Origin of the sequence: Paraburkholderia sediminicola (assembly GCF_046026675.1) — a bacterium.
Classification (GTDB): domain Bacteria; phylum Pseudomonadota; class Gammaproteobacteria; order Burkholderiales; family Burkholderiaceae; genus Paraburkholderia; species Paraburkholderia sediminicola_F.
Genome location: NZ_JAQQEY010000002.1, coordinates 1065157 through 1079055, shown reverse-complemented (window position 1 = coordinate 1079055; position 13899 = coordinate 1065157). Strand labels below are relative to the sequence as shown.

The 13899-nt window shown below is 63.4% G+C and carries 17 protein-coding genes; 8 read left to right on the top strand and 9 right to left on the bottom strand.

Annotated elements, in window-relative coordinates; translation table 11 throughout:
- Complete coding sequence (locus tag PQQ86_RS24760; protein WP_408272907.1) at positions 1-747, bottom strand: DUF1045 domain-containing protein; 747 nt, start codon at positions 745-747, stop codon at positions 1-3.
- Complete coding sequence (gene phnF / locus PQQ86_RS24755) at positions 744-1502, bottom strand: phosphonate metabolism transcriptional regulator PhnF (RefSeq protein WP_408272904.1); 759 nt, start codon at positions 1500-1502, stop codon at positions 744-746. Before phnF ends, PQQ86_RS24760 begins: the two co-directional genes overlap by 4 nt.
- 181 nt (positions 1503-1683) lie before the next feature.
- Here phnF and phnG point away from each other — a divergent pair, with 181 nt between their 5' ends.
- The 7 genes from phnG (at position 1684) to PQQ86_RS24720 (ending at position 7633) form a co-directional block, all read left to right on the top strand.
- Positions 1684-2169 (top strand): phosphonate C-P lyase system protein PhnG, encoded by a 486-nt coding sequence (gene phnG / locus PQQ86_RS24750; RefSeq protein WP_408272901.1) that lies wholly within the window; start codon positions 1684-1686, stop codon positions 2167-2169.
- Positions 2169-2780 carry a phosphonate C-P lyase system protein PhnH gene (gene phnH, locus PQQ86_RS24745; RefSeq protein ID WP_408272898.1) on the top strand — a complete coding sequence of 204 codons (612 nt, stop codon included), beginning with the start codon at positions 2169-2171 and terminating at the stop codon, positions 2778-2780. Before phnG ends, phnH begins: the two co-directional genes overlap by 1 nt.
- On the top strand, positions 2780-3919 hold the full coding sequence (locus tag PQQ86_RS24740) for a carbon-phosphorus lyase complex subunit (RefSeq protein WP_408272895.1): 1140 nt from the start codon (positions 2780-2782) through the stop codon (positions 3917-3919). Before phnH ends, PQQ86_RS24740 begins: the two co-directional genes overlap by 1 nt.
- The gene (locus tag PQQ86_RS24735) at positions 3916-4839 is read left to right on the top strand and encodes an alpha-D-ribose 1-methylphosphonate 5-phosphate C-P-lyase PhnJ (RefSeq protein ID WP_408272893.1); all 924 of its coding nucleotides are present in this window, start codon (positions 3916-3918) and stop codon (positions 4837-4839) included. The genes PQQ86_RS24740 and PQQ86_RS24735 overlap by 4 nt, the downstream gene beginning before the upstream one ends.
- On the top strand, positions 4836-5606 hold the full coding sequence (gene phnK, locus PQQ86_RS24730; RefSeq protein WP_408272890.1) for a phosphonate C-P lyase system protein PhnK: 771 nt from the start codon (positions 4836-4838) through the stop codon (positions 5604-5606). The genes PQQ86_RS24735 and phnK overlap by 4 nt, the downstream gene beginning before the upstream one ends.
- A gap of 8 nt (positions 5607-5614) precedes the next feature.
- Positions 5615-6394 carry a phosphonate C-P lyase system protein PhnL gene (phnL, locus tag PQQ86_RS24725; RefSeq protein ID WP_408272887.1) on the top strand — a complete coding sequence of 260 codons (780 nt, stop codon included), beginning with the start codon at positions 5615-5617 and terminating at the stop codon, positions 6392-6394.
- Between the two features lie 105 nt (positions 6395-6499).
- On the top strand, positions 6500-7633 hold the full coding sequence (locus PQQ86_RS24720) for an alpha-D-ribose 1-methylphosphonate 5-triphosphate diphosphatase (RefSeq protein WP_408272884.1): 1134 nt from the start codon (positions 6500-6502) through the stop codon (positions 7631-7633).
- Positions 7634-7641: 8 nt separating this feature from the next.
- On the opposite strand, the gene PQQ86_RS24715 is transcribed toward PQQ86_RS24720, so the two are convergent.
- Positions 7642-7932, bottom strand: coding sequence for a hypothetical protein (locus PQQ86_RS24715; RefSeq protein ID WP_408272881.1), 291 nt, complete (start codon positions 7930-7932; stop codon positions 7642-7644).
- Between the two features lie 95 nt (positions 7933-8027).
- Here PQQ86_RS24715 and PQQ86_RS24710 point away from each other — a divergent pair, with 95 nt between their 5' ends.
- Positions 8028-8798, top strand: coding sequence for a glycosyltransferase (locus PQQ86_RS24710; RefSeq protein WP_408272878.1), 771 nt, complete (start codon positions 8028-8030; stop codon positions 8796-8798).
- A 66-nt stretch (positions 8799-8864) separates the two neighbouring features.
- Here PQQ86_RS24710 and PQQ86_RS24705 read toward each other — a convergent pair whose 3' ends face one another.
- The 6 genes from PQQ86_RS24705 to PQQ86_RS24680 form a co-directional block, all read right to left on the bottom strand.
- Complete coding sequence (locus tag PQQ86_RS24705) at positions 8865-9872, bottom strand: lysylphosphatidylglycerol synthase transmembrane domain-containing protein (protein WP_408272876.1); 1008 nt, start codon at positions 9870-9872, stop codon at positions 8865-8867.
- A 130-nt stretch (positions 9873-10002) separates the two neighbouring features.
- A complete protein-coding gene (locus tag PQQ86_RS24700; protein WP_408272873.1) occupies positions 10003-10470 on the bottom strand; it encodes a lytic transglycosylase domain-containing protein in 468 nt (155 codons plus the stop codon).
- A gap of 56 nt (positions 10471-10526) precedes the next feature.
- Positions 10527-10877 carry a hypothetical protein gene (locus tag PQQ86_RS24695; RefSeq protein WP_408279355.1) on the bottom strand — a complete coding sequence of 117 codons (351 nt, stop codon included), beginning with the start codon at positions 10875-10877 and terminating at the stop codon, positions 10527-10529.
- Between the two features lie 14 nt (positions 10878-10891).
- Positions 10892-11200, bottom strand: coding sequence for a hypothetical protein (locus tag PQQ86_RS24690; RefSeq protein ID WP_408279354.1), 309 nt, complete (start codon positions 11198-11200; stop codon positions 10892-10894).
- Positions 11201-11579: 379 nt separating this feature from the next.
- A complete protein-coding gene (locus PQQ86_RS24685; protein ID WP_408272870.1) occupies positions 11580-12410 on the bottom strand; it encodes a GntR family transcriptional regulator in 831 nt (276 codons plus the stop codon).
- A gap of 96 nt (positions 12411-12506) precedes the next feature.
- Entirely contained in the window at positions 12507-13799 is a 1293-nt protein-coding gene (locus PQQ86_RS24680; RefSeq protein WP_408272868.1) for an MFS transporter, read from the bottom strand.
- Between the last annotated feature and the right edge of the window lie 100 nt (positions 13800-13899).

The following is a 13899-nucleotide window of genomic DNA, read 5'->3' as shown; positions in this document are numbered from 1 at the left end:
TTATTTCACCTCGCGGGTCTGAAACGGCACGCGCTGCCACAGGACGAACGGTTCACCGGGGGCAGGCTCGACAAAGAGCGCCGCGTGATCGATAGCGAGCGGCCCGAGCGCGGGCGTTTGCGCCTGCCACCACGCAACCAGCGTTGCGCGCTCATCGGCATTGACGAGAGAACTGGATAGCGTCATGTGAAAACGGAATTCGTCGAAGACGTACGGATAACCCCATTCGATCAGCAGTGCACGTTGCCGTTCAGTCAACGGCGCGGCGAGACGGCGCGCGAGATCGGCCGCGGACGGTCTGGCGCGCAGCGCATCGAGCGAGCGCAAGGCACTTGCGGCAACGGCGCCAATGTTCGCTTCACCGTTCTGATCCGCGGGACGCAGTGCGACGAAATCGCCGAGCGTTGCGGCTTCGACCGGCAACGCGAATGGGCTTTGCGTCCGTGCCCATTGACGCGTCGTTTCCAGCACGTCCTGTTGGGTCACGCCTTCAGCGAGGCGAAACGGCGCGACCAGCGTACCGTGCCAACCATAGCGACGCGGTGCGTCGGTTAGATCCGCCAGCGGACGCGTCAAACCTTCCGGTTGCGGCGATACACATCGCTCGCCGCTTTCCGCGTCACGCCCCAACCACGCCGAACCCGCGGGCCACCATGCCGACTCGCGCGACGGTGCGTAATAGATCGCGAAACGTGCGTGGGGGCTCCATTCGACCTGATCGCCGGCGTTCCCCGCCACGGCGCTCATATTTCGTGCTCCACCAGCAACTGCACACGGTCCGCCGCAAAATGCGTGAAACCGTATTTAATCGGTGTGCCTTCCAGATCGACGTCGACGTTTTCGACCCACAACACCGGCTGCTGGCGGTTGATATTCAAACGCCGCGCCACTTCCGGCTCCGGCAACACGCTGCCGATACGGCTCCACTTACGCAGATAGTCGGTCACGCCCAATTCGGCCATTGCCCTGGTAACGCCGCCCGTGCGCTCCAGCACTTCCGGCAAGTCCGGAAAACGCGCCGCCGGATACCAGCTGCGCGCAAACGTGAGCGGCACGCCATCCGATTCGTGCAGCGTCTCGATCCGGTAAACCGACGCGCCCGCCCGCACGCTGAGCGCCTTCGCGACATTCGGCTCGGCCTTCACGCGCGCGGACGACAGCATCATGCCCGCCGCCGCGTGATGCTGCTGCCGCAAGTTTTCTGTAAACCGCGTGCGCCGGCCGATCGTATAGTCGATTGCGCCGGGCTGCACGAACGTGCCACGCCCCTGCTCGACGCTCACGAGGCCCAATGCGGCGAGACCGAGCATGGCGCGGCGCACGGTATGCCGGTTCACGTCGAAGCGTTTGGCCAGTTCGCCCTCGCTCGGCAAACGGCCGTCTTCGCCAAAGCCGCTCGCGGCAATTTCCGCCGCCAGAATCTGCTCGATCTGCCGCCAGACGGCAACGCCCGCGCCGCGTTCGAGCAGCGTGCCCGGCGTCGCGTTGTCGTTCGATGTCATGGTGCTGTCATTCCCCTGGGTTCAAATATTCGCTATGCCATGCATTGTAGTGCGCAAGCCGTGATGGAAATGTGAAACGGCGACCATGCACGACAACGCTCCGCAAGCATACCCTCAAACGTCTAGACGTTTAGATGAATAGATGCTTAAATGTTCACTCGCTGGATCAACAGGAATTTCGATGAGTGCCACTTCCGCCTCGCCTTCCTCCGCCATGCGGCGCGCATGGATGGCCGTGCTGGCCCGCACCCCGCGCGCCGATCTCGAAGCCGCGCTGGAACGCGCGCTGCAAGGCGTTCCACCCCCTGCTTACGACTGGCTGCGGCCGCCCGAAATCGGTCTCGCGATGGTGCGCGGCCGCGTTGGCGGCAGCGGCGACCCGTTCAATCTCGGCGAAGCCACCGTCACGCGCGCCACGTTGCGTTTGCGCGTCACGGGTGAAACAGCGGCAGCCGTCGGCGTGGCGTGCCATCTGGGCCGCGACCGCCGCCGCGCCGAACTGGCAGCGCTTGCCGATGCGTTGCTGCAAATGCCAGAGCATCACAGCGCCTTGCACCAGCAACTGATCGCGCCGTTTGCCGAACAACAAGCCGCACAACGCGCCGAACGCAGACAGGACGCCGCAGCCACGCGCGTCGAATTCTTCACGATGGTCAGAGGCGACTGATGGAAAACTCGCAGATTGCATTGTCTACCTTGACGCCCGGTTTCGCAGACCCGGTCCACGACACCCAGGCGGTATTCCGCACGCTGCTCGACGCACTGTCGCGTCCGGGCACGGTGGGCGTCGTCGAAAAAGGCTTGCCGGAAGTGCGGGCCACTCGCGCCGCGCTCGCCGCCTTCGCCGCGCTGCTGACCCTGTGCGACTACGCCACGCCCGTATGGCTCGCGCAACCCGATACGGCGCTGGGTTCGGCGTTGCGCTTTCATACCGGCGCACCGCTCGTCGACGAACCGGGACTCGCGGCCTTCGCCTATATCCACGACGCAGGCGCAATGCCGGCGCTGGAAAGCTTTGCGCTCGGCGAAGCGGAATCACCTGAGCACTCGGTGACCTTGCTGATCCGCGTCGAAGCGTTGACAGGTGGCGCACCGATCGTGCTCAGTGGTCCCGGCATTCAGCACACCACGACGATCGCGCCGATTGGCCTGCCCGAGCACTTCTGGCGCGAACGCGCCGCCCTCGCGCCGCTCTTTCCGTGCGGCATCGATTGTTATCTCGTCTGCGACAGCACGTTGATCGGCCTGCCGCGCACAACTCAAGCGAAGGTGAACTGATGTACGTTGCCGTCAAGGGTGGAGAACGCGCAATCGAAGCTTCGTGGCGTCTGCTCGACAAGTCGCGCCGTGGCGATACGCGGCTGGCCGAACTCAGCGTCGCGCAGATTCGCGAGCAATTGCGCCTCGCCGTCGCGCGAGTGATGACCGAAGGTTCGGTCTACGACGAAGAACTCGCCGCGCTCGCGATCAAGCAGGCCGCGGGCGATCTGGTCGAAGCGATCTTTCTGCTGCGTGCGTATCGCACCACGTTGCCGCGTTTCGGTTATACGCAGGCGATCGACACGGAAGCCATGCAAGTAGAGCGCCGTATTTCGGCAACGTTCAAGGACGTGCCCGGCGGGCAATTGCTCGGCGCGACTTACGATTACACGCAACGTCTGCTGGATTTCGCGCTGCTTGCCGAAGGCGATGCCGGAACCAATACGACTGCAATCCCGGCTTCCATTCAAGCCGCTCAGTCCGCAGCTGAAGCCATGCCGCGCGTGGTCACGCTGCTCGACAAGGAAGGCCTGATCGAACAGGAACACCCCACGCCGGACGCGCCGGAACCCGGTGACCTCTCGCGCGAGCCGCTCGCGTTTCCCGCGAGCCGCGCCACGCGTTTGCAGAATCTCGCACGCGGCGACGAAGGCTTCCTGCTCGCCATGGGCTACGCCACCCAACGGGGCTACGCACACACGCATCCGTTTGCCGGCGAAATCCGCTTCGGCACGATCGCCGTTGAAATGGAACTCGATGAACTGGGCGAAACCGTTGAAATCGGCGACATCGATGTCACCGAATGCCAGATGATCAACCAGTTCGCCGGCAGCGGCGAGGTGCCGCCTACTTTCACGCAAGGCTATGGTCTCGCGTTTGGACACTCGGAACGCAAAGCGATGTCCATGGCACTCGTGGATCGCGCGTTGCGCGCTGAAGAGCTGGGCGAAACGCTCGCCTCGCCGACGCAGGACATCGAATTCATGCTCTCGCATAGCGATAACGTCGAAGCGTCCGGCTTCGTTCAGCATCTGAAGTTGCCTCACTACGTCGACTTTCAGTCCGAACTCGAACTCGTGCGGCGACTGCGGGCGCAACACAGCGCAGAGGGCCAGGATCAGGGCAAGGATCACGATCAGCAGGAGCAAGCCGCATGAACGCGCCGGCCACATCTCACACCACCGCGTCGTACGACAGCGCCGCGGACGGCTACAACTTCGCCTACCTCGACGAACAGACCAAGCGCATGCTACGCCGCGCGTTGCTCAAGGCGGTCGCCGTGCCGGGCTATCAGGTGCCGTTCGGCTCGCGGGAAATGCCCCTGCCGTACGGTTGGGGCACGGGCGGCATTCAGGTGACCGCGGCGATCATCGGCAGCAACGATACGCTGAAGGTCATCGATCAAGGTTCCGACGAAACCACCAACGCGGTCAACATCCGCCGCTTCTTCGCGCGCACCACCGGCGTGGCGACCACGCGCCGCACGACGGAAGCGACGATCATCCAGACACGTCACCGGATTCCGGAAGCGCCGCTCACCGACAAGCAGATTCTGGTCTATCAGGTGCCGATGCCCGAACCGCTATTTCGTCTGGAGCCGCGTGTCGCCGAATGCAAGAAGCTGCACGCACTGGCTGATTACGGGCTGATCAGCGTGAAGCTGTACGAGGACATCGTGCATCACGGCAGCATCGCCACCACGTACGACTACCCGGTGATCGTCAACAACCGCTATCTGAGTTCGCCGTCGCCGATTCCGAAGTTCGACAACCCGAAGATGCATATGAACCCCGCGCTGCAATTGTTCGGCGCCGGCCGCGAACGGCGCATTCACGCGATCCCGCCGTACACCTCCGTGCGCAGTCTCGACTTCGACGATCACCCGTTCGAAGTGCAGAAGTGGCAGCACGCGTGCGCGCTGTGCGGATCGACGGAAAGCTTCCTCGACGAAATGATCGTCGACGACGCCGGCAAGCGCATGTTCGTTTGCTCGGATAGCGACTTCTGCCACGAACGCCGCGGCGATCAGGATCTCGAGCTGCCGGCATACGAAGCGCGCAAAGGAGAAACCGCATGACGCCGCTGTTGAGCGCCCGCTCGCTCACCAAACAATATGGCGGCCGCAACGGCTGCAGGAACGTCAGCTTCGATCTGTATCCGGGCGAAGTGCTGTGCCTCGTCGGCGAATCCGGCTCGGGCAAGACGACGCTGCTCAATGCGCTCGCCCTGAAAACCGAAACCGATAGCGGCTCGCTCCACTACACGGCCACCCATGGCGAAAAGCTCGATCTGCTCGCCCTGTCTGAACCGCGCCGGCGCCTGTTGATGCGCACCGAGTGGGGCTTCGTGCAGCAGAATCCGCGCGATGGCCTGCGCAGCGGCGTCTCCGCCGGTGCGAATATCGGAGAACCTTTGATGGCCGTCGGCGCCCGCCACTACGGCGACATCCGCCACACCGCAACGCAGTGGATGGAACGCGTCGAACTCGATGCCACCCGTATCGACGAATTTCCCGCGGCGTTTTCCGGCGGCATGCAGCAGCGTTTGCAGATCGCGCGCAATCTCGTCACTGGCCCGCGCCTCGTCTTCATGGACGAGCCGACCGCCGGTCTCGACGTCTCGGTGCAGGCGCGTCTGCTCGATTTGCTGCGCACGTTGACGTCCACGCTGCATCTGTCGGTGCTGATCGTGACGCACGATATCGGCGTGGCGCGGCTGCTCGCGCATCGTTTGATGGTCATGCAAGGCGGCGAAGTGGTCGAGTCGGGCCTGACGGACCAGGTGCTCGACGATCCGCAGCATCCGTACACGCAAACGCTGGTTTCCTCGGTTCTGCCGGTTTGAGGCTCACAATGCGATCCATTGAAACAAGCAAGGAATTCCGCGCCACCGAACGCGCGTTCATCGAGAACAATGCACTGATGCTGCGCGCGGTCGGCATCGGCAAGACCTTCACGCTGCACGGCCAGGGCGGCGTGCAGATCGAAGCGCTCGCGGGCGTGTCGCTCGATGTCGAGCGCGGCGAGTGCGTCGTGCTGATCGGACCTTCAGGCGCGGGCAAGAGTACGCTGCTGCGCTGTCTGTACGGCAACTACCTGGCCAGCGCGGGCTCGATTGCCATTCGCGATGCGGCGGCGGATGACGGGGCGCCCGTGTCGATCATCGGCGCCGAACCGCACGACGTGTTACGCCTGCGCCGCGGCGTGGTCGGCTACGTCAGCCAGTTTCTGCGCGTGATTCCGCGCGTGCCGACGCTGACGCTCGTCTCCGAACCGCTGCTGTCGCGCGGTGTGGCCGAAGACGAAGCCCGTGCGCGTGCTGCTGCCCTGCTGGCGAGATTGAACGTGCCCGAGCGACTGTGGTCGCTCGCGCCCGCCACCTTCTCCGGCGGCGAACAGCAGCGCGTGAACATCGCCCGCGGCCTGATTGCCGGACATCCGCTGCTTCTGCTCGACGAGCCCACAGCCTCGCTCGATGCGGAGAACCGCGACGTGGTCGCCGATCTGATCGTCGAAGCGCGCGAGCGTGGCGCCGCGATCGTCGGCATCTTTCACGACGAAGATACCCGCAACAAGGTGGCCACACGCCGTCTTGAACTCCAGCCGCCGTTGCGTCCGCCTTTGTGTCACTAACTGACACGAAACGGCACTAAACTGAACCACTGAGCTGAAACATTGAGTCAAGCACTGGGTCGAAACACTGCGTGCAAGATTCCGGACAGACCACGGAGCAAGTCGATGTTGATCAAGAACGCTCGCGTCGTGACGCGAGACGATGTATTTACCGGCGTAGTACGCATCGAGGACGGCGTGATTCGCGACGTCGAGCGTGGCACGACCTCGGCGCGCGAAGCGGAAGATTGGGACGGCGACTATCTGTTGCCGGGTCTGATCGAACTGCATACGGACAACCTCGAGAAGCATCTGGCACCGCGTCCGGGCGTGCAATGGAATACCGATGCCGCCTTCGTGATCCACGACGCGCAAGTGGCGGCGGCCGGCATCACCACGGTGTTCGATGCCCTCGCGATCGGTTCGCGCTCGAACGTAGGGCTGCGCGGCCGCGATCTGCAAACCCAATGCGCCGAATCCCTCACGCGTTTCTCCGAGCGCAAGCTGCTGCGCGCCGAACACTTTCTGCATCTGCGCTGCGAAATCGCCACCGCCGACGTGGTCGAGGTATTCGATTCGTTGTGTGCGCATCCGCTGCTGCGGCTTGCTTCAGTGATGGATCACACGCCCGGCCAGCGTCAATGGCACGACCGCGAGCAATGGCGCCGTTTTCAGGAGCGCAACGGCAAGCTGACTGACGAACACGTGGCGACCGCGCTGGCCGAACTATCCGTCGAACAGGAACGTTACGCCGACGCGCACCGCCACGAGATCGTCGCGCGCTGCAAGCGGCTCGGCATTCCCGTGGCGAGCCATGACGACACGCTGATCGAGCACATCGAACAGGCCAAGGCTGAAGGCATCGTGCTGGCCGAATTTCCGACTACCCGCATCGCTGCCGAGGCGGCACGCGAGCACGGCATTTCGACCATCATGGGGGCACCGAATATCGTGCGTGGCGGCTCGCACTCGGGCAATGTATCGGCCCTCGAACTGGCGAAGGCGGACTTGCTCGATATCCTGTCCTCGGATTACGTGCCGTCCAGTTTGATGACGGCCGTGTTCGATCTGGTGAGCAAGGCTGGCTGGACTCTGCCGCGCGCCATGGCGACGGTTTCCGCCGAGCCGGCCCGCACGGCGGGCCTGCATGACCGCGGGGCGATTGAAGCGGGTTTGCGCGCGGACTTCGTGCGCGTCACGATGCTCGACACGCTGCCGGTGCCGCGCGCGACGTATCGCGCCGGGGCGCGGATCGTCTGACGATGTTGTTAGGCCTCGCTGGTGACGGGCAGCAGCGGTTCAACCGCGGCCCAGCGCGTCCAGCGGGGTGTCTGGTCAGGTGCTTCGACGCGCAGGGTGCGCGAGCCGTCGACGAAAACCAGGGATTCGATATTGAATGCGCTCCCCTCTTCAATGCCGGCGTCGCGCACGTGACCGGATTGGTAAGTGAAACTGAGATTGCCTTCGCGCAACAACTCGAGGTAGACGTCGAAGTCAGTCGTTGACGAACGTGTGGCCCAACGATTCAGGAGGGTGGCGGCGATTTCGGCGTCGTACATTCTGTACCTCTCTGGACATAAGCCGTGCCCTGACTATAGCTGAAAAACAAGCATTGTGCTGCAGCGCACCATTGTTGATCTCTACTGCCCTTTACATGACCGCTCGCGCCCCGCTCAGACCGCCTCCACGAATCTCCTGCGTCATTTGCGCTTACAACGAGGCACCTCGCATCGGCACGGTGCTGGCGGTGGCCTGCGCGCATCCTTTGCTCGGTGAAGTCATCGTGGTGGACGATGGTTCAACCGATGGCACCGCGGACGTGGTCGAACGTTTCGTGTCGGCGCGGCTGATCCGGTGCGCCGAGAACCGCGGTAAAAGCGCCGCCATGGCAGCCGGGATCGCCGCCGCGCGTGGCGACCTGCTGATGCTGCTCGATGCCGACCTGAAGGGTCTGACGGCCGAAAGCATCAGCACGCTCGCCCTGCCCGTCCTGCAAGGCAGCGTGCAAGTGAGCATGAGTCTGCGCCAGAACAGCCTGCTGGCATTCCGCGCCATCGGCCTCGATTTCGTCTCCGGCGAGCGCGTGGTCAAAAAAGCGCTGCTCAGCGAAGTCCTGCAGGAGGTTCACGGCTTGCCGCGCTTCGGGGTCGAAGTATTCATGAACCGCCGCATCATCGCGCGCCGTCTGCCGATTGCGGTGACTCACTGGCCACACGTCACGCAGGCCCGCAAAACCGAGAAACTCGGTTACTGGAAGGGCATGCGCGCGGAATGGCGCATGATCGCGGACCTGCTGAAGGCGGTCTATCCGCTCGCGCTGATTTCACAGACCTTTCAAATGCTTCGCTTACGTAGTGAGCAGGACTCACGCGCAAGTTTTGCGGCACGCATGCGCAAAGTGCCCGATACCGACAGTCCACGCTGAAGCGCTTACCGAAGCTGGCGGAGCCCGTCAGCCGCACCGTGCCGTTCAAGCCCGGCCCTCAAGGTTTCATTCAGCGGCCGATAGCGGGTTGCGCCCCCTCGTTGCAAGCGCAACGAAACCTGCCGCGCCCAGCGCCAGGGGGCTGTAAAGCGTCGCGAAACGCCACAACACCAGCGCCGTCGCGATGCCCGCACGGGGCACCCAACTCGCGAATGCGGCAGCGAGAGCGATATCGCCGGTGCCACCACCCGCAGGCACGCCAGTCCACAACGCGGCATGCAGCACGACTGCCTGCACGGCCAGAACGAAACCCAACGGCAGGCGGTAGCCGAGCTCGCGCAAGATAAACCAGAGGGCGCCATAACGCAGCAACCACTGCAGCGTCGTGAGCAGACACAACGCGGCAAGCCGCCACTTGGACCCGGCGACCAGTTCCAGCCATTGCCGGCGAACACTATGGAAAAACCGGCTCAATCTCGCGCGACGCTCGTTGAGCCAATGAACGCGCCGGCCGGCGGCGTCCAGTGCCACCGCCACGCGCCGGCGGTTCATCCAGCAGACGCCCATCAGGCATGCGGCGCCGGCCAGCCCGCCGAACACGAGCGGCGCGCCCGCGCGCGGAATCACTTGCGTCAGCGGCCCGAAGGCAAACAGCAGGGAAACCGGTACGGCGGTCGTGAAGAACGCGAGATCGAGCGCCTGATCCGCGCCGACGACCGTCGTCGCAAGCGACCAGGATGCGCCGGCGCGCTGCAGCAGGCCGATGTTGACGCCGTAGCCCGCCGCGCCCAACGGGGAAGCCAGGAACGCGAAATCGGTAGCCAGCGTGATGGCAAACGTGCGCAGAAAACTGACCCGGAAGCCGAGCGCGGTCTGCATCAGATGCAGCTTGCCCGCTTTTGCCATCGCGCTGATCGCCGCACTCGCGGCAAGCGCGGCGAATACGTAGAGAGAGACGTTACGTAGCCCGGCGAACGCCGCGTGCGAATTGAGAACGAAAGGCGCGCCGACGGCGAGGCCGATACCGGCAAGCGCCACCAACACTGCCGCTTTACGCGTATGGGATCTGATCAACGAAGGCCTCAGCTAGTACAGCCTGGCCCTGCTTTCTCCGCACGATGCAGCATGCATGAGGCTGCGCCGTGCGTGAAATCGAGGCCGTCCGGGGGCCTCATGGTAACCACGCGAAGCTGCGTTTTCGTGACTAGCGATCGGCGAGTAGCGATTGGCGGGCGGACGGCAACTGCCCCCATCCGACCAGCACCTGCTGGATGCTGCGGGCGTAGGCGTCACGCTGCTTCGGGGTTTCCGAGTGGTACGCGCCGATCGCGCGCCAGGTATTGCCGTATTTGACCATCTTCTGCTTCAGCAGCCATGCGGCCACGTAGACGTTCACACACGGATCGGTCAACGCGCGGTGCGGTACGCCCTCGCGCGCGAGGTCGCCGAAATGAATCGAATTGATCTGCAACTGGCCGACATCGATCGAACCGTTCGCATTCTGATGTATCGCGTCCGGGTCCCCCTTCGATTCGTACCACGCAACCGCGCGCAATACCCAGGGATTGACGCCCTGATAGGCCGCGGCCTCATTGAAGCAATCGTCGGCCGCGTGGGCCGCGCCGCACATCGACAGCCACGCTAGCGCGGCACAGAAGAGTTTCAAGGACATGAATCATCCTTCCGCTTGATAGCGGCAAAAGTGGTGAGCTCGACGCCGCGGGCGAATTACCTGGCCAACGCCAGATCGATTTGCCGTTGCACGGAGTCGAGGTACGTATGCGAAGCATCGGACACGACGAGCCGGACTGCCGGCATCGGCGCTCCCCTGCGTTCCTGCGTCTGGATCGGCGCACGCGACTTCTTTCGATGCGTCGCCGGCTTCACCGGCAAGTCATCATCGCTGCCGCTCGACGGCGGCAGCATCGCAAGCGTTGGCAACGGTGGATAGACCTTGTCAGCCGCCGGAGGAAACGTGGCAGGAAACCCGCCTGCCGACTGCAGGTCTGTTCCCGGCGGGGCCGCAAAGGCCGGCGCGGCGAGCAGCGTGGCCGCCGTCAGCAAGGTGATTCGAAGCATCACGATGGCCTCCTTCATTGCACCGTCCTGATCGACACGCTATACGGCTGACCGAGGCCAGCGGTTCGATTCTCGAAGCTCACCTTCGACATGCGTTGCGCAGGCACACCCTTCCATACTGCCTGGTTCAGGTACGCGAAATCCTGACCCAGCGCGGTGACCAGCACGACCGTGGACTGCTGTTGCGCGGCAGCCAGGGCGCCTGCCTTGGTCAGCACGGCGGTGAGTTGCGGGTCATGCGCCCCGAGTGCATCCGGCGGAATCTCGAAGCTGATGACTTCGTTGGATGCCTTGTCCGGATGCGCGGCATTCTGCGCAGGCATCTGTGCGCACCCGGCCAGCGCGAGAACGGCTACCAAAAACCACACCTGTCGCTTCACACCCGTCTCCAGTCAATCCCGTTGCCATAGAGATGTTTTCGGCAGACGGGCGGGAAAAGTTGATAGGTCGAAAACGCGCCCGCGAAAATCAAAAAGAGTTCCCTCAAGATCGGCGCAAACGATTGCTTCGGCGCTCGATGAAGCGTCGAACGAGGCGAAGTTGCCTCGCGTTTTGCGGGGATTATTTGTATGAGGATTGTGGGCTGGGGAGGCCGCGAGACGGGGCTCGGCGGGTCATGCGTATGTGAATTGGGCTGGCGCAGCGGGGGGGCTGCGCTCATGGCAGTATGCGAGCAAGCAGGCGGCCCACCCGCACATCGGCCTAAGTCGACAGCGGCACGCGCTCCGGTTCGTCCGCATCGAACCACGCCGGATTGCGCTCCGCGATCGGACCAAGCGACATCAGAATCTCGCGCAGGTGACTGCGCATCGCTTCTTCAGCCGCGCCCGGATCGTGCGCGCGAAGGCCAGCCAGAATCTTCGCGTGCTGCTTGATCAGCAGATCGAGCGGCGATACTTCCGGCAAGCTCAGGTAGCGCACCCGGTCCATCTGCGCCTTGATGTCCTGAATCGTTTCCCATGCCGCCGTGCAATCGATCGCCTGGGCGATCCCGTAATGAAACGCCTCGTCAAGCGCGAGGAAGGCGGCGGTGTCGTTCGATTTCGCCGCAAGCTTCTGGTCGCGAAGGTTGTCGGTCAGGGCCTGCAACTGCTCGTCCGTGATCGACACGGCTGCCTTCTTCACCACCGCTGTCTCGATCGCTTCGCGAATGAAACGCCCTTCCCGCACCTGGCGCGGCGAAATGCGCTTCACGAAGGTGCCGCGCTGCGGCAACACCTGAAGCACACCGGCTTCGACCAACTTGATAAACGCCTCCCGCACCGGTTGCCGCGACACCTGAAACATGTCGGACACTTCCTTCTCCGAGAGCGGCGTGCCCGGCACCAGTTGACCGGCGAAAATTGCCTGACGCAGCGCACGGAAAATCTGCTTGCCGATCGGCTCATGCGAGTCGAACGAGACGCTGGCAGTCAGATCCGGCAGTTCGACACGCGCGCCGGCATACACGCTCGCGCGACGCCTTGTGCGGGGTGCAAGCGTGGTATCGGAGGAGAAAGAAGACGCGTTGGCGTGGAGGTTCTTGGTCGGCATCGGGTAAAGCAGCGGATAGCAACGAATGAATAGCGACAGAGACGGCACGCACCATGAATACCCGCCAGGATATCCACTAAAGTGTGCCGCACCATACTACCATGCACGTTTCATGTTTAATGCACTCGCTCGCGGCTCGCGAATCCACACGAGCGAGCACACCGCGCCCAGCACGGCAATCGCCCCCGCCAGCACGAACGCGCTCGCGTAATTACCGTGCGTCGCTTCGACGATGAAGCCCGTCACCGCCGGGCCGATCACGCCGGCCAGATTTGCCAGCAAGTGCACAAAACCGCCCGCGCCGCCGACGTGTTCGCGCGGCACGGTGTCCTGAATCACGGCCCAATACACCGCGCCCGTCACATAGAGGAAGAAGATCGACACCGACATCAGCGCGACCGCCCCCTGAGTACTGGCAACACGCCCGGCCAACGCGACACACACTGCCGCCGCGCCCAGACAACTACTCAGCACGATCTTGCGCGATAGCAGCGGCTTACCGGTCAGGCGCAAGATAAAGTCCGAGATGAAGCCGCCCGCCGCGAGGCCGACACTACCGAGCAGCCACGGAATCACCGTGGCGAAACTCATGTCGCGCAGACTCAGGTGATGCGCTTCGGTCAGGTAAGTCGGGAACCACGACAGGAAGAAAAACAGCACGTAGTTGTATGAGAAGAATGCAAAGGCGGTCGCGAGAATGATCGGCTGCTTCAGGAAGTGCCGCAGGCCGAGCCGCTCGCCGTTGGCCGAATGCGCGATCGCATGTTCGTCCGCCTGTCCGGCGCGAATGAGTTCGATCTCGTCAGGCGTGACACGCGAATTTTCGTGCGGGTGTTCGGTGGTCGTTGCCGCCCACAAGACGAGCCACAAGAGTCCCAGCAGCATGATCGCGACAAAGGCACAGCGCCAGCCGAACTGCACCGCCATGAAACCAACCACCGGCCCTGCCAGCGCACCGCCGAGCGGTGTGCCCGAACTGATCACGCCGATCGCGCTCGCGACTTCCTTGCGCGGGAACCAGTTATTGACCATCTTGCTGTTCGACGAACTGAACGGACCTTCGCCCATACCGAACAGCACACGCAGCACGATCAGCGAGCCAATGCCGCTGGCCAACGCGGTCGCGCCGCAGAACACCGACCACACGCCCATCGCGGTGCCGAACACACGTTTCGCGCCGACCTTGTCCGACAGCACGCCACCGACAAAATTGAACAGCGCATAGCCGATGAAAAAGCTGCTGAACACGATGCCCATCTGCGCATGCGAGAAGTGCAGGTCTTTCTGGATCAACGGTGCGGCAATCGACAGCGCCGCGCGGTCGAGATAGTTAATGACGCCGGCCAGAAACAGTAGCGCGACAACAAACCAGCGTTGACTCTTGATCATCAGGTGTCTCCTTCGGGTCGCCTCTTGGTGGGCGTTTTGAATAGCTTAAGTAGCTTGATTGGCCTGGCAAGGCGCTGCGGTCAGATGCAACGCCTCATGC